We start from the raw sequence: 15,388 nt of genomic DNA, 5'->3' as shown, positions 1-15,388 counted from the left end.
CACCGTGCGGTCACGTCCGAGTCTACGAGATCGCGGCGCGGGCGTCGCCCGGCGGGGCGACGGATCAGCGGGCGGCCTGCTCCGGGCGGATCCCGCCGGCCAGCGCCTGGTACGCGCGCTGCGGACCGGGCGAGCGCGTGAGCGACGCCGCGATGGCGTCGAGGCCCGCGCGCTGCATGCCGGACGGGTTCAGCAGGGCCTTCGCCGCCTGCCGCAGCTCGGTGACCGTGGCGACGTTCGGCGCGAGCGCGATCCCGAGCCCGGCGTCCTCGAGGGCGGCGGCGCCGGCGAACTGGTCCGTCGACAGGGGCAGCACGAGCATGGGGACGCCCGCGGTCGCCGCCTCGGTGACGGAGTTGTTGCCGCCGTGCGTGACCGCGAGGTCGGCGTGGCCGAGGAGCGTCACCTGCGGGAGGAACGGGCGGACGAGCCAGTCGGCGGGGAGGTCGCCGAGCTCGGCCGGGTCGGTGGATCCGGTCGCGAGGGCCACGCGCACGTCGAGGTCGCGCAGGGCGGCCGCGATGCGCCCTAGGACGTCGCCGCGCACGGAGAGGAAGCTGCCGAGCGAGACGTAGACGATGGGGTCGCCGCCGGCGTCGATCCAGTCCTGCACCTCCGCCTCGGGCGCCTCGCGGCGGACGGCCGAGCCGATGAAGGCGTGCGGCGGCAGGAGCTCGGAGCGGTCGGGGTCGTGCAGCTCCTCGGGGTAGTTGAGGAGGAGGACGTCACCGGCCTCCGCGAAGGCGTCGCGGCTCGGGCGCATGGACGGCGCGAGGATCGCGAGGGCGTCGTTCCACTGGGCCGTGAAGCGGTCGCGCACGCGGACGCAGAGCGCGTGCAGCTCGTCGAGGTCCTCCTCCTCGGGCTCGAAGGCGGCGGGCCAGGCGGGCGGGAAGCCGTAGACCTCGTCGCCCACGGGCAGCGCGCTCGGGTGCCCGAGCACGACGTCCGCGTGCCGGGTGCCGGACGCGAGGAGCGCCAGGCGGGCGCTGAACGCGAGGTGGTCGACGATCACCTGGTCGGGGCGCACCTCGTCGAGGATCCGCTGCACGGCGCGCGCGGTCTCGACCGGCTCCCACAGCAGGTCGTCGCTCCGGGCCTCGGCCTGGAAGCGCAGGGTCTCGACCATGCCGCGGCGGGTGGCGGCGAAGAAGCCGCGGAGGGCGTCGTCCTCGCCGGTGGGCTGGTCCTCCGCCTTGATGGTGCCGGGGTTGGATCCGCGGCCGAGCCGGAGGTCGATGCGCTCGAAGCCGGACGCCTCGACGATGCCGGCGGTGGCGGATCCGGTGGCCACGACCACGCGCTCGCCCGCCTGCCGCCAGGCCGACGCGAGCGTGATGAGCGGGAAGAGGTGGGACGCGTAGTCCGGGCTGATGACGAGCAGGGTCATGAGGCGCTGAGCTCCCAGAGGGTTCGGTCGTCGGCGGCGGCGACGTCGCGGTAGACGCGGGACAGGGTGCCCGCCATGGCCTGGATGGTGAAGGTGCGGGCGACCATGTCGCGCGCGCGATCGGCGGCGGCCTCCGCGCGGGGGCCGGCCGCGATGTCGAGCGCGCGGGCGATCCCCGTGCCGAGCGCGGCCGGATCCGTCGTGTCGACGAGGAGGCCGGTCACGCCGTCCTCCACGTAGGTCGCGGGCCCGCCGGACGCGGGCGCGACGACGGGCAGGCCCATCGACATCGCCTCGAGGAGCGCGACGCCGAACTCCTCCTTGATGCTCGCGCAGGCGTACGCGCCGCCGGGCGCGGCGAGGCCGGGCCGGCCGTACCGGACGGCGGCGAGCCAGCGCGTGACGGTGTCGTTGCCGCGATGGCCGGCGAGGAGGAGGCCCGCGGAGGCGGCGGACGCGGCGGCGGCGCGCGGGTCGGCGGCGACGGCGGCGGGATCCGCACCGGGCACCGCCTCGAGGATGCGCGCCAGCTGCTCGCGCTCCTCGGTGCTCGGCGCGTCGAGGTCGCCGCCCACGATGAGGAGGTTCGCGCGGGCTCGGAGCGCGGGATCCGCCGCCCAGACGTGCGCGAGGGACGCCATGCCCTTGACGCGCGCGAGGCGCCCCACGGAGATCACGAGCGGCAGGCCGCGGCGCTCCTCGGGGAGGCCGGCGAGCAGCGCGTCGAGCTCGACGAACGCGCGGGCGGGCGCGCCGTCCGCGTCGGCGCCGAGCAGGGCGTCGTCGCGGGAGCGCTCGATGGCGGCGACGTCGATGCCCTCGGCGACCACGCTGTGGCGCTCGGGGTGCGCGTCCACGTCGATGCCGACGAGGCGGCGGATGTCGCGCTGGAGCTCGGGCCGCGGGAAGAGGACGGTGTGCGCGGCGTCGGCCGCGAGGCGCTGGACGAGGCGCACGCGGAACCAGTAGTGCTCGCGCGCGTCGACGGCGCCGAAGCGGTCGCGCGTGAGGGCGCCGGAGCGGTCGAGCGCGTCGACCACGCCGTGCGGATCCGGCGCGACCGTGAAGACGACGGGGATGCCGAGCTGGCGCGCGACCGTGGAGGCGGCGAGCGTGCCCACGTCGGCCATGCGGAGGTGCACGGCGTCGACGCGGCCGGCGGCGCGGAGCACGCGGCGGATCCCCCGCTCGGCGGCGACGCGGTGCGGCCACGCCTCGGGGAGGGAGCGCGGGCCGCCGAGCATCGGGACGTGCGCGAAGACGTGGCCGTCGTCGCCGGCGGACACGCGGGCGAGGGAGGCGAGCGCCTGGTCGGGGGTGCCGCGGGACAGCGTGATGACGCGGTCGACCGGGCGGCCGGCGACGGTGGTGGCGGCTACGTCGTGCGCCGCGGGGGCGCCGACAGCCGGGCCCGCGGGATCCACGAGCGCGTCGCCGAGCCGCACGAGCAGCGTCGCGATTCCGCCGTTGTCGCCCGCGCCCACGTGCGTGAGGCCCGCGTCGATGTCGGCGTGGAGGAAGAGCTGCACCACCGTGAGACCCGGGCGCTCGGGCGCGACGGGGTGGTCGCCGTGCTGGCGGGCGATGTCGAGCACGGCCAGGCGCGCGACCGCGGCCACCTCGTCGTCGCCGCGCGCGATGTCGGAGACGATCGCGAGCGTCGCCTCGCCCGCGGGCCGGTCGCCCAGCGCAGCCACGGCGGCCGAGCGCGTGAGCGCGCCCTCGGCGGCGTCCTGCGCGACGCGAAGCAGCACGCGCTCCGGGATCCGGCCCTGCACGAGCCCCACGGTCTCGACGAGGCGGGAGCGGGCGCCGTCGCCGCGGATCCCGAGGAGCGCGTTCTCGAGCGCGAGGGCGAGATGGTCGGGCGCGGATCCCGCCCACTGCTGCAGCGTGCGCTGCGCGAGCATGCCGGGGAAGCCGCCCTCGACCACCATCGCGACGAGGCCGGACACCGCGTCGAAGCGCGGGAGGCGGGTGCCGAACGCCCAGGCGGCGTGCTCGCGGATCCACCGGGTGTCGTGGTCGAGGAGCGCGACGAGCGCGAGGTCCGCGGCCTCGTCGAAGACCTGCGCGAGCGCGTGGATGGCGGCGACCGCGGTGAGCTGGTCGGCGGGGTCGGCGGCGGCGCGGGCGAGGAGGCGCACCGCGCGTCCGCCGCCGTCGCGGCTGGCGGCGACCGTGAGCTCGTCGGCCTCCTGCATCACGTCGAGGATGCGCGCGGACTGCGCGACCTGGTCGAGGCTCGTCTGGATCCCCATGCTCGTGTCCCCTCGGATCGCGTACTCCTGCGACGGAGCCGTGCGGCGCCTCAGGCGGGAGCGTTCGCTCCCGGGACAGCCTCGCAGCCCTCGCGAGTATTCCTCAGCCAGCTGCGATTCCCCCAGCGAAGCGTCACCAGCGGACATCGCGGGGCCCGCGCGTACGCTGGCGGCATGCCCCGCCCCGCACCGCCCGCCCCGCAGATCCGCTTCGGCATCGTGGGGAGCGGCTGGCGCAGCGCCTTCTTCCTGCGCATCGCGCGGGCCCTCCCGGAGCGCTTCGCCGTCACCGGCCTCGTGACCCGGAGCGCCGACACCGGCCGCGCGCTGGAGGAGGAGTGGGGGATCCGCACCTTCCGCACGACGGCCGAGCTGCTGGCGGCCGAGGCGCCGTCCTTCGTGGTCGTCTCCGTGCCGCGGAGCGCCGCGCCCGACGTGATCGCCGACCTCGTCGACCGCGGCGTCGCCGTCCTCACCGAGACGCCGCCCGGTGAGACGGTCGAGGACCTCGAGCGGCTCGATGCGCTCGTGCGCCAGGGGGCGCGGATCGAGGTGGCCGAGCAGTACCCGCTCTCGCCGCTGCTCGCCGCGCAGCTCGCGATCGCAGCGGGAGGCAGGCTCGGGCGGATCAGCCAGGCCACGGTCGCGCAGTGCCACGACTACCACGGCGTCCGCGTGATGCGCCGGGCCCTCGGCATCGGCTTCGAGGACGCGACCATCACGGCGAGCCGCTTCTCGTCGCCGCTCGTCGCCGGGCCCGACCGCGACGGCGATCCCGTGCGCGAGGAGGTCGTCACGGCCACGCAGACCACCGCGCGCTTCGACTTCGGCGACCGCCTCGGCGTCTACGACTTCGCCGACCGGCAGTACTTCTCCTGGATCCGCCGCAACCGCCTGCTCGTCCGCGGCGAGCGCGGCGAGATCGTCGACGAGCACGTGAGCTGGCTGCTCGACGCGACCACGCCGACATGGGCCGACATCACGCGCGTCGAGACCGGGCAGGGCGGCAACCTCGAGGGCCTCTACCTCCGCGGCCTGCTGCTCGGCTCCGAGTGGGTCTACGAGAACCCGTTCGCGCCCGGGCGGCTGGCGGACGACGAGATCGCGATCGCGCAGTGCCTCGTCGAGATGCACGCGCACGCCGAGGGCGGCCCCTCCACGAACTCGCTCGCCGAGGCGTCGCAGGACCACCACCTCGCGCTCCTCATGCACGAGGCCGCCACCACCGGCCAGCCCGTCCGCAGCACGCGGCGCGCCTGGGCCGACTGACCTCCCTCCCCACCACCCGCTCGGAAGGCACCGCATGCGCATCGACCTCACCGGATCCACCGCCCTCGTCACGGGCTCCACCCAGGGCATCGGCTACGCCATCGCGGAGGGCCTCCTCGACGCGGGCGCCCGCGTCATCGTCAACGGCCGCGGCGAGGAGGGCACGACCGCGGCGCGCGAGCGGCTGCTCGCGGACCGGCCCGACGCGTCCGTCGAGGTGCTCGCGGCCGACGTCGCGACGGAGGAGGGCGCGGCGCGTGCGGTGGCCGCGTTCCCCGAGGTCGACGTGCTCGTCAACAACCTCGGCATCTTCGGCTCGGCCGACCCGTTCGCCATCACCGACGACGAGTGGCGCCGCTACTTCGAGGTCAACGTGCTCGCGGCCGTGCGCCTCACCCGCGCCTACCTGCCCGGCATGATGTCCCGCGGCTGGGGCCGGGTGCAGTACGTCGCGAGCGACTCGGCCGTCGTGACGCCCGTCGAGATGATCCACTACGGCGTCTCGAAGACCGCGCTCCTCGGGGTCTCGCGCGGCTTCGCCAAGGCGGCGGCCGGATCCGGCGTCACCGTCAACTGCGTCATGGCCGGCCCCACGCACACCGGCGGCGTCGAGGCGTTCGCGCGCGAGCTCGTCGGCGACGACCTCCCGTGGGACGAGGCGCAGCGCGAGTTCATGCGGCAGCACCGGCCGCAGTCGCTCATCCAGCGGCTGATCGAGCCGGAGGAGATCGCGCACATGTGCGTGTACCTCGCCTCGAAGCAGGCGTCGGCGACGACCGGCGGGGCGCTGCGGGTCGACGGCGGGTACGTGGACGCGATCCTGCCGTAGCGGGGGTGGCGGCGGACGTCGGCCGGTCGGGCTCAGCCCGCCAGGTGCCGCCGGATCGCCTCGACGCCGAGCTCCACCTCGCGGAACGACGTCGTCAGCGGGCTGAGGCCGAGGCGGAGTCCGGACGGCGCGCGGAAGTCCGGGATCACGCCCTCCTCCCACAGCGCGCCGACGATCTCGCGGAACCGCGGGTGGTCGACGCTCACATGGCTGCCGCGCCGGTCGTCCTCCCGCGGGCTCGCGACGCGCGCGCCGAGCGGCACGAGGTCGCGGTCGACGAGGTCGAGCGCGAAGCGGGTGAGGGCGAGCGACTTGGCGCGGATCGCGGCCATCCCCGCCTCCTCGATGAGCGCGATCATGTCCTGCATCGCGAGCATGCCGACGATGGGCGGCGTCCCGCTGAGGAAGCGGCGGATCCCGTCGGCGGGCACGTACTCCGGGCCCATCGCGAACACGTCCTGCGCGCCCATCCAGCCCTGGATCGGCTGGCGCAGCTCCCGCTGCAGGTCGCTCCGCACGTAGCCGTGGGCGGGCGCCCCGGGGCCGCCGTCGAGGTACTTGTAGCTGCAGCCGACCGCGAGGTCGACGCCCCACGCGTCGAGCTCCGTGGGGATCACGCCGACGGAGTGGCAGGTGTCCCAGAGCACGAGCGCGCCGGCGTCGTGCACGATGCGGGTGATCCCCGGCACGTCCGCGAGGAACCCGGAGCGGTACGCGACCTGGCTGAGCACGACGAGGGCGGTCCGCTCCCCCACGGCCTCGGCGACGAGCTTGGGGGTGACGCCGGCGTCGGGCGCGACCTCGATCCAGCGGATCGTCATGCCGCACTCCTCCGCGACGCCCTCGAGCACGAACCGGTCGGTGGGGAAGTTGTCGGTGTCGATCACGAGCTCGTCGCGGCCGGGGCGCGCCCGCACGGCCGCGCGGACGAGCTTGTAGAGGATCACGGTGGTCGAGTCGCCGACGAACGTCTGGCCGGCCGCGGCGCCGTACGCGACGCGGCCGAGGTCGTCGCCGATGCGCGTCGGCATGTCGAGCCAGTCCTCGTCCCAGCCGCGGATGAGGCGGCCGCCCCACTGATCGCGCACGAAGTCGGCGACGCGGTCGACGCTCGCCCGGGTCGGGCGCCCGAGCGAGTTGCCGTCGAGGTACGCGACCACGTCGTCGGACTGCACGAAGAGGTCGCGGAAGCGCGCGAGCGGGTCGCGGGCGTCGAGGTCGGCGGCGGCCGGGATCGCGGCGGAGGAGGCGGGGGCGGCGGGGGCGGCGTGCGCGTCGGGTGTCACGCTCGCAGCCTACGAGGGGCGAGACGGGCGAAGCCGTGGCACCCGGTGGGTGCCACGGCTTCGGAGGGGTCGTGCCTACTGCGCGACGAAGTAGTACGGGTCCGCGAGGAAGCCCGGCGTCACGGCCCAGGTACCGGCCGCGGCGTCCGCGCTCGGGATGGCGATCACGACGTTGCCCGTCCCCGACGCTCCGGGGAACAGCTCATTGATGGAGCTGAACTGCGGCTCGGGGGCGACGGCGAGAGTGTCCGACTCGGTGTGCGTCGTGCCCGCGGCGGAGACGAACTCGACCTGGATCTCGAACATCGGGCTGGCGGACTCCGTGCCGACGTATTTCGCGGTCACGGGCACCATGGCGTACTGCATGCCCTCCGGCGCGGGATCGTTGAACATGTTCTCCGCGGTCACCGCCGCGTTCGCCTCCAGGACGGGCGCCCCGAGCGTGACCTCCCACTCGGGCGAGCCGCCCGCGAGGCCGGTCACGACCGTGCCGATCGGGGCCGGGTTGTCGCGCGTCCCGACGGCCGGGCCCGCCTCCTCCTCGGTCTGGCCCTCGTCCAGCGGAGCGGCGGACGACTCGGAGCCGCCCTCGCTGCGGGGGAGGCTCTCGGAGACCGCCGCCGCGAATCCGACGGTGTACACCACGGCGAGCACGATGCTGAGGATGAGCGCGAGGGCGCCCACGATGAGGCCGGTGAGCGCCAACGGCCTGCCCGCCTTGCGCTTCGCGAGCGCCACGATGGCGAGCACGATGGCGACGACTGCGGGGATGAACACCACGTAGTTGAGGAAGGGGATGAACGCGCCGAGGAACGCGACGATCGCGACGATGAGGGACGCGATGGAGAGCCCCTTGCCACCGGTCGGCGCTGCGGGAGCGGAAGGGGCGTAGGGAGGGATGTAGCCGCCCTCGGGGGCGGGAGGGGGTGCAGGATAGGAGTGCTGTTCGGGGATCGAGTTCGGGTCTCGTGCATCGGTCATAGGCATTTCCTACTGGACGAGACGGTCCGTCCCGTACCAAAGGGGCCCCGTGCGCCGTGAACTGGGGTCACAGCGCGCGCGGCTCTCCTCCGTCGGTGCCGGGTAGCGCGAGCTGCGCCACCCACGAGCGGACGACGGCCTCGAGCGCGGGGCGCGCGTCGCGCACCTCGGCGGCGCTGCGGAACGTCGCGATGGCGCGCTGCGGACCGGCCACGCGGAGCAGGCCGGCCGGGTCCGCGACCTCGACGGCCGGGCGGTCCGGCGCCGTCCGCGCTCCCGCGTGCAGCACGAGCAGCACCTCGTCGGGCTTCCGCAGGGCGAGGGTCGCGAAGTGGTCGCCGAGGGACCAGCTCGGGGCGTTCCACTTCCACGACTCGACCGCGTCGGGGCAGGCGGAGCGCACGGCATCGCGGATCAGATCGACGGCCGGCGCGAGCGGATGCGCGAGCGCGGCGAGGCGGGCGTCCACGTCGTGGCGGGAGGCATCGGGATCGGTGGCGGGCACGGGCCCATCATGACCGGTGCCGCCCGCGGAGGACAGGGGCCGGGGTCCGTTAACCTCGGGGTCGTGCCCCCGCCCGCCTGGACCCCCGACGGCCCCGACCTCGTGATCCACGGCGAGAACCTCGAGGCCGTCCGCGCGCTCCCCGACGGCGCCTTCCAGCTGATCTACCTGGATCCGCCCTTCAACACCGGCCGCACGCAGGAGCGGCAGAACATGACGGTGGTGCGCAGCGCGGACCCGGATCCCGACCTGGACGTCGATGCCGCGGATGCCGATGCCCCGGCCGCCAGCACCGCTGGCACCGCCGCCCCCGCGTCCCCCGCGCTCGCCCCCGCGAGCACCGCGACCCCCGAGCCCGTGCGGCCCCCCGGCGCGCGCCTCGGCTTCCAGGGCCGCAGCTACGACTCCGTGAAGGGCCTCCTCTACGGATTCGACGACTCGTTCGCCGACTACTGGGAGTTCCTCGAGCCGCGCCTCATCGAGGCATGGCGGCTGCTCGATCCCACCGGCACCCTCTACCTGCACCTCGACTACCGCGAGGTGCACTACGCCAAGGTCGTGCTCGACGCGCTCTTCGGGCGCCGGTCGTTCCTCAACGAGATCGTGTGGGCCTACGACTACGGCGCCAAGTCCCGCCGCCGCTGGCCGGCGAAGCACGACACGATCCTCGTCTACGTGAAGGACCCGATCCGCTACCGCTTCGACTCCGAGGGGGTCGACCGCGAGCCCTACATGGCGCCCGGCCTCGTGACGCCCGAGAAGCGCGAGCGCGGCAAGCTCCCGACGGACGTGTGGTGGCACACGATCGTGTCCCCCACCGGCCGCGAGAAGACCGGCTACGCGACCCAGAAGCCGCTCGGCGTGCTGCGCCGCATCGTGCAGGCGTCGAGCCGGCCGGGCGACTGGGTGCTCGACTTCTTCGCCGGATCCGGCACGACGGGCGCCGCCGCCCGCGAGCTCGGCCGCCGCTTCGTGCTCGTGGACGCGAACCCGCAGGCCCTCGAGGTGATGCGCACCCGGCTCGCGGGGGGCGGGACGGCCTTCGTCGCGCCCGACGGCGACGGCGACCTCGGTCCGGTCGCGCCGTCCGAGGGCGCTCCCGAGCCCGCGGCGACGGTGGCGCCGAGCGCGAAGCCGGCCTCGAAGGCGAGGACGACGACGACGAAGTCGACGACGAAGACGAGCTCGACGACGAAGGCGAAGGCGACGACCTCGACGACGAAGAAGGCCGCCTCGACGAAGAAGCCAGCCGCGAAGACGAAGACGAAGACGAGCACGACGATGAAGGCGGCTCCGCAGACCGAGCCCCAGGTGCCGACGGCCGATGTCGGAGTGCAGCCCGTCCCGGATCCCGCGTCCGCCCCCGCACCGAAGCCGAAGCCGAGACCCCGACCGATGCCAGCACCAGCGCCAGCACCTGCCTCGGCACCAGCACCGACGCACGAGCTGACGGCCACGGCGCAGCCCGCGCCCATCGACGCGGACGCCCCGCCCGGGCGCTGACCCCGCCCGCCCGCCCGGCTACCCCTGCTGCGCGAGCGCGAACGGGAGCACGCGCGTGGCGCCCGCCTTCCGCAGCAGACGGCCCGCGACCGTGAGCGTCCACCGCGTGTCGACGAGGTCGTCGATGAGGAGCACGGGCCGCGGATCCGCCGCGAGGTCGTCGGCGAGGTGCGCGGGCACCTGGAAGCGCGGGTGCACCCGCCCGAGCCGGTACACGCTGTTACCGCGCGCGGCTCCGGGGGCTCCCGGATCCACGAGGTCGAGCGCCCCCAGGAACGGCAGCCGACCGACCTCGGCGATGCGCTGCGCGAGGCTCCCGACGAGCTGCGGCCGCCCGGCGGAGGGCACGTGCACGACCGCGCGCGGCCGCTCGGCCCAGCCCCACTCGGCGAGCACCCGGACGCAGGCGGCGACCAGGGCGTCGTCGACCGGCGCGTCCTCGGCGCCCGCCGCGAAGACCGTGCGGAGCCGCCCGCCCCAGCCGAGGTCGGTGAGGCGCGCGAGCGCGCGACCCTCGTCGACCTGCTCGCCCGCGGCGATGGCGCCGCTCAGCGGCACCCCCACGCTCGACGCGCCCGTGGGCCAGCGGAGGCGGGGCTCGATGGGCAGGCCGACCCGGTCGAGCGCCTGCGACGCGGTGGCCGACGCCTGCTGATCCAGCGATGCCGGGTACCACGCGCCCGCGCATCGGTCGCAGCGCCCGCACGGCGCCGCGGTGTCGTCGTCGAGCTGGCGCTGGAGGAACTCCATCCGGCACCCGAGCGTGGTCTCGTATTCGAGCATCGCCTGCTGCTCGCGCACGCGGGCCGCCGCGACCTGCTCGTAGCGGGCGCGGTCGTAGGTCCACGGGACGCCGGTGGCCGACCAGCCCGCGGTGTCGCGCCGGACGGCGCCGTCGACGTCGAGCACCTTGAGCAGGAGGTCGAGCCGGCTGCGCGAGAGGCTGACCCGGGACTCGAGCGCCGGCACCGACAGCGGCCGGTCGCTCTCGCCGAGCGCCTGGATGACGGCGGCGGCCTGCTGCTCGTCGGGCATGGACGCGGTGGCGAAGTACTGCCAGATGTCGGGATCCTCCCGGCCGGGCAGGAGGAGGACGTCCGCGTCGGCGGATCCGCGCCCTGCGCGGCCGACCTGCTGGTAGTAGGAGACGGGCGACGACGGCGCGCCGAGGTGCACCACGAACCCGAGGTCGGGCTTGTCGAAGCCCATGCCGAGCGCGCTGGTCGCGACGAGCGCCTTGACCTCGTTGCGCTGCAGCTCGCCCTCGGCCTGCTCGCGGTCCGCGGGGTCGTCGCGGCCCGTGTACGCCTTCACGGCGTGGCCCGCGTCGCGCAGCAGGCGCGCGGTGTCCTGCGCGGCCGAGACCGTGAGCGCGTAGATGATGCCGCTGCCGGGCAGCTCGTCGAGGTGGCTGAGGAGCCAGCCCAGCCGGTCGCGGCTGCTCTCGAGCCGCAGCACGCCGAGCCGCAGCGAGCGTCGGGCGAGGGGACCCCGGATGGTGACCACGGGCACGCGGTCGGCCTCCGCCCCGCCGGCCCCGGTGGATCCGACGCTCAGCTGCTCCTCGACGTCGGCGACGACGCGCGAGTTGGCCGTGGCGGTGGTGGCCAGCACGGGCACGCGCTCGTCGACCGAGGAGATGAGGTCGCGGAGGCGCCGGTAGTCGGGCCGGAAGTCGTGGCCCCAGTCGGAGATGCAGTGCGCCTCGTCGACCACGAGGAGGCCGAGCCGGGCGCGGAGCGCGGGCAGCTGCTCGTCGCGGAAGCGCGGGTTGTTGAGGCGCTCCGGCGAGACGAGGAGGAGGTCGACCTCGTCGGCGTCGAGCGCGCGCAGCAGGTCGTCCCACTCGTGGGCGTTGCTGGAGTTCATGGCGACCGCGCGGACCCCGGCCCGCCGGGCGGCGGCGACCTGGTCGCGCATGAGGGCGAGCAGCGGCGAGACGAGGAGCGTGGGGCCGAGCCCCTGCTGGCGGAGGAGCAGGGTGGCGACGAAGTAGACGGCCGACTTGCCCCATCCGGTGCGCTGCACGACGAGGGCGCGCGATCGGTCCTGCACGAGCGCCTCGATGGCCTCGAACTGCCCGTCGTGGAAGTCGGCGCCCGCGACGCCCACCAGCCGGGAGAGGTGCTCGCGGGCGGCGGACCGGAGGTCGGCGAGCGCGGCGGAGGAGGGCGGCGTGACGGTGTCGGGCATGGGGCCATGCTCCCATCCGCCCCCGACCGCGGCCTCCCCGGCGAGCTGCCCGGGGAGGCGGCGACGGCCTCCCGCCTGGGGAGGGGCCGCCCTCGGGACGGGCTAGGCCTCGGGCGTCGAGCCCCGTTCGACGGCGCGCGGCGGACGCGCGGGTCCCGCGGCGCGCGCGTCCTGCACCGCCCGCTCCGCCTGGAGCTGCCGCATCCGCGCGATCCGGGCGTAGTGCCGCTCCTCCTCCTCGAGGTCGGCGAGCTGCTGCTCGGTGCTCCGGACGCGCTGGTCCACCGCGACGGCGGCGCGGGCGTAGGCGGCGCTGCGGTCGGGCGGGCCCACCGGCTCGCGCCGGGCGTCCCAGTCGTGGCCCACGCAGAACCAGACGATGCTCCCGATGAGCGGCAGGAAGACGATGAGCAGGATCCAGACGAGCTTCGGCAGGTGCTTCACCTGGTCGTCCGGCCGCGTGATGAGGTCGGCGAGCGCGCACACGGCCACGAGGAGGGGGAGCAGCCCGAAGAGGATCACGGTGAGGGAGCCTAGGGGCGCGTCGGGCCTCGCGGAAGGGCCTTGTGCGAGCGCTCCATATCCGATGCGCGACGCCGCTTCGCTCAGGGGACACCGACCTCGCACCTGCCAGGCGCTCGGGAGCCACCCGTCCTACAGTCGCGTCGAGGGCCGCACCCGGCGGCCTCAGCGAGGAGGAGATCATGGGTCTCGACGACAAGATCAAGAACGCCGCACAGGACATCGCGGGCAAGGCCAAGGAGGCGCTCGGCGAGCACAAGGGCGACGACCGCCTGAAGGCCGAGGGTCACAAGGACCAGACCGCCGCGTCCGCCAAGAAGGCCGGCGAGGACGTCAAGGACGTCTTCAAGTAGACCTCACCGGTCTCGGATCGAGGCGGCCGCCCCCTGGGGACGGCCGCCTCCGTCATGTCCGGGGTCGATCAGTCGGACTCGCCGGCCAGGTCCTCGGGCGCGAGGCGCTCGCCGGTCGGACGGCGCAGCACCGAGTCGCGTCCGACGGGGCCGTCGGCCGGGTCGACGTCCCCCTCGGTCGTCCCGTCGGCCGCGTCCTCCGAGCCCACGTCCTCGCGGGTCGGCTGGACCGGGGTCGCGACGGGCGCGCCGTCGCCGGCGTCCACGGCCGCGATCTCCGCGTCGTCCGGGTGATCATGGGGCACGAGGGGCTCGCTCATCGACATGCATCCACCCTCGCACCGGGCCGCGCCGACGACCGCGGGCGCCGGATCCGTTCACCCGCGGTTCACGCACGCCGCCGTCGCGGTCGGCAGGTCGGCCGTCCGCAGGCCGTCGCCGCCTCAGGGCGCGACGGGCGCGCCCGACTCCGCGGCTATCCGCCGCACGAGCTCCGCGTCGAGCACCGCGACCTCCTCGCCGTCATCCGCCGCGTGCGCGCGCACGACGACCGAGACGACGCCGCCGGCCGGGTCGACGTCGACCACGAGGAAGCCGGATCCGCGCACGATGCGCTCCGTCCCCGGCGTCGCCGCCACGTCGGTCTCGTTCGCGACGCCCGGCGCGACGAGCACGGGGACGCCCGCCAGCGATCCGACGATGTGGTGGTGGTAGTGGCCCGAGAGGATCACGCGCACGTCGCTCCCCCGTACGATCTCCGCGAGCCGCCCCGGGCCCTGCAGCGCGAGCGACTCGTGCAGCACGGTCGGCGCGGGCACCGGCGGGTGGTGCAGCACGAGCACCGTGCCGTGCGCGGACGGGGTCGCGAGCAGCTCGCGGAGCGCGTCGAGCTGCTGCTCCCGGAGCGCGCCGTAGCCCTTGCCCGGGACGGAGGTGTCGAGCGTGACGACGCGCCAGCCGTCCACGAGGGTGACGCCGTCGATGGGCGGGACGGCCGCGGGATCGCGTCCGTCGTCCGTGCCGGGGCCGCCGTGGCCGTCCCCGAGCACGAGCCGGAAGCCGGAGCGGACGTCGTGGTTGCCGGGCGCGAGCACGACGGCGGCGCCGCGGGACGCCGCCCAGGGATCGAGCCGCGCACGGAGGAGCGCGTACGACTCCGGCGTGCCGTCCTCGGAGAGGTCGCCGGACCCGACGAGCAGCCGCACGTCCGGGATGCGGTCGGCCTCGGCGAGGACCAGGTCGAGGGCGGCGCCCGTGTCGACGACGCCCTGGTGGAGGCCGCCGTCGCGGAGGAGGTGGGTGTCGCTGAGGTGGACGAGGCGCAGGGATCCGGCGGGCAGTGCGTGCATGCGCCGACCCTACGGGGGCGCGCCGACACCGTGGCGGACGGCAGGCGGACATCGGGTGACGCCGCCCGGGCCCGCCCGGCGATCGCGCACGGCCCGGCGGTAGCCTCGTCACCACGACGAGAGGGAACCCCATGGCGACGCGCGACGAGATGGACTGCTGGCTCACCGACATGGACGGCGTGCTGGTGCACGAGAACCAGGCCCTGCCGGGTGCGGCGGCCCTCATCCAGCAGTGGCAGGACCAGGGGAAGCCCTTCCTCGTGCTCACCAACAACAGCATCTTCACGCCGCGCGACCTCGCGGCCCGGCTCCGCGCGTCCGGGTTGAACGTCCCCGAGTCGGCGATCTGGACCAGCGCCCTCGCGACGGCCGCGTTCCTCGAGCAGCAGATGCCCGGCGGATCCGCGTTCGTCATCGGCGAGGCCGGCCTCACCACGGCGCTCCACGAGGCGGGCTTCATCATGACCGACACGAAGCCCGACTTCGTGGTCATCGGCGAGACGCGCAACTACTCGTTCGAGGCGATCACCCGGGCCATCCGCCTCATCAACGGCGGCGCCCGCTACATCGCGACGAACCCGGACGCGACCGGCCCGAGCGCCGAGGGCGTGCTGCCCGCGACGGGCGCCGTGCTCGCGCTCATCAGCAAGGCCACGGGCAAGGAGCCGTACATCGTCGGCAAGCCGAACCCGATGATGTTCCGCTCGGCGCTCAACAAGATCGGCGCCCACTCGGAGAGCACCGGGATGATCGGCGACCGCATGGACACCGACATCATCGCGGGCATCGAGGCGGGCCTCCACACCGTGCTCGTGCTCACGGGCATCAGCGACCGCGCGGAGATCGAGCGCTACCCGTTCCGGCCCGACGAGGTGCTGTCGGGCGTCACCGAGCTGCTGGACCCGGAGCCGGTCGAGTCCGAGCTCTGATCAGCGGGCGGCGATCCC

At 74.9% G+C, this 15,388-nt stretch carries 13 protein-coding genes and 1 pseudogene; 5 read left to right on the top strand and 9 right to left on the bottom strand.

The features are described from left to right. Positions 1-64 precede the first annotated feature (64 nt). Together ACT7CP_RS02225 and ACT7CP_RS02220 are read right to left on the bottom strand one after the other, a co-directional pair. Positions 65-1,390: a nucleotide disphospho-sugar-binding domain-containing protein gene (locus ACT7CP_RS02225; RefSeq protein ID WP_445443208.1), complete on the bottom strand. Its 1,326-nt coding sequence runs from the start codon at positions 1,388-1,390 to the stop codon at positions 65-67. Next, positions 1,387-3,651 (bottom strand): glycosyltransferase, encoded by a 2,265-nt coding sequence (locus ACT7CP_RS02220; protein WP_445443207.1) that lies wholly within the window; start codon positions 3,649-3,651, stop codon positions 1,387-1,389. The genes ACT7CP_RS02225 and ACT7CP_RS02220 overlap by 4 nt, the downstream gene beginning before the upstream one ends. A gap of 174 nt (positions 3,652-3,825) precedes the next feature. On the opposite strand from ACT7CP_RS02220, the gene ACT7CP_RS02215 reads away from it, so the two are divergent. After that, a complete protein-coding gene (locus ACT7CP_RS02215; protein ID WP_445443206.1) occupies positions 3,826-4,920 on the top strand; it encodes a Gfo/Idh/MocA family protein in 1,095 nt (364 codons plus the stop codon). Between the two features lie 34 nt (positions 4,921-4,954). Continuing rightward, on the top strand, positions 4,955-5,749 hold the full coding sequence (locus ACT7CP_RS02210) for an SDR family NAD(P)-dependent oxidoreductase (RefSeq protein WP_445443205.1): 795 nt from the start codon (positions 4,955-4,957) through the stop codon (positions 5,747-5,749). 32 nt (positions 5,750-5,781) lie between these two features. On the opposite strand, the gene ACT7CP_RS02205 is transcribed toward ACT7CP_RS02210, so the two are convergent. The 3 genes from ACT7CP_RS02205 to ACT7CP_RS02195 form a co-directional block, all read right to left on the bottom strand. Next, entirely contained in the window at positions 5,782-7,035 is a 1,254-nt protein-coding gene (locus tag ACT7CP_RS02205; protein WP_445443204.1) for a kynureninase, read from the bottom strand. 75 nt (positions 7,036-7,110) lie between these two features. Next, positions 7,111-8,016 (bottom strand): DUF4190 domain-containing protein, encoded by a 906-nt coding sequence (locus tag ACT7CP_RS02200; protein WP_445443203.1) that lies wholly within the window; start codon positions 8,014-8,016, stop codon positions 7,111-7,113. A 67-nt stretch (positions 8,017-8,083) separates the two neighbouring features. Next, complete coding sequence (locus tag ACT7CP_RS02195) at positions 8,084-8,521, bottom strand: DUF1801 domain-containing protein (protein WP_445443202.1); 438 nt, start codon at positions 8,519-8,521, stop codon at positions 8,084-8,086. A gap of 63 nt (positions 8,522-8,584) precedes the next feature. On the opposite strand from ACT7CP_RS02195, the pseudogene ACT7CP_RS02190 reads away from it, so the two are divergent. After that, a pseudogene (locus tag ACT7CP_RS02190) lies at positions 8,585-9,571 on the top strand (DNA-methyltransferase); the annotation flags it as partial. A 471-nt stretch (positions 9,572-10,042) separates the two neighbouring features. On the opposite strand, the gene ACT7CP_RS02185 reads toward ACT7CP_RS02190, so the two are convergent. Beyond that, a complete protein-coding gene (locus ACT7CP_RS02185; protein WP_445443201.1) occupies positions 10,043-12,217 on the bottom strand; it encodes a RecQ family ATP-dependent DNA helicase in 2,175 nt (724 codons plus the stop codon). A 102-nt stretch (positions 12,218-12,319) separates the two neighbouring features. Continuing rightward, the gene (locus ACT7CP_RS02180) at positions 12,320-12,739 is read right to left on the bottom strand and encodes a PLD nuclease N-terminal domain-containing protein (protein WP_445443200.1); all 420 of its coding nucleotides are present in this window, start codon (positions 12,737-12,739) and stop codon (positions 12,320-12,322) included. Between the two features lie 182 nt (positions 12,740-12,921). Between ACT7CP_RS02180 and ACT7CP_RS02175 the strand changes: the two genes are divergently transcribed. Continuing rightward, positions 12,922-13,092 carry a CsbD family protein gene (locus ACT7CP_RS02175; protein ID WP_413962264.1) on the top strand — a complete coding sequence of 57 codons (171 nt, stop codon included), beginning with the start codon at positions 12,922-12,924 and terminating at the stop codon, positions 13,090-13,092. A gap of 68 nt (positions 13,093-13,160) precedes the next feature. Here the strand turns inward: ACT7CP_RS02175 and ACT7CP_RS02170 are convergent, their stop codons facing one another. Both ACT7CP_RS02170 and ACT7CP_RS02165 read right to left on the bottom strand, forming a co-directional pair. Next, on the bottom strand, positions 13,161-13,418 hold the full coding sequence (locus ACT7CP_RS02170) for a hypothetical protein (RefSeq protein WP_445443199.1): 258 nt from the start codon (positions 13,416-13,418) through the stop codon (positions 13,161-13,163). A gap of 117 nt (positions 13,419-13,535) precedes the next feature. After that, positions 13,536-14,441: a metallophosphoesterase gene (locus ACT7CP_RS02165; protein ID WP_445443198.1), complete on the bottom strand. Its 906-nt coding sequence runs from the start codon at positions 14,439-14,441 to the stop codon at positions 13,536-13,538. Between the two features lie 131 nt (positions 14,442-14,572). On the opposite strand from ACT7CP_RS02165, the gene ACT7CP_RS02160 reads away from it, so the two are divergent. Next, positions 14,573-15,370, top strand: coding sequence for an HAD-IIA family hydrolase (locus ACT7CP_RS02160; RefSeq protein ID WP_191148103.1), 798 nt, complete (start codon positions 14,573-14,575; stop codon positions 15,368-15,370). The last annotated feature ends 18 nt before the right edge of the window (positions 15,371-15,388 follow it).

It is taken from the genome of Clavibacter rahimiani, from assembly GCF_052654495.1.
Note: the sequence above shows the minus strand (reverse complement) of the source record. Positions and strands in the feature narration are given on the sequence as shown.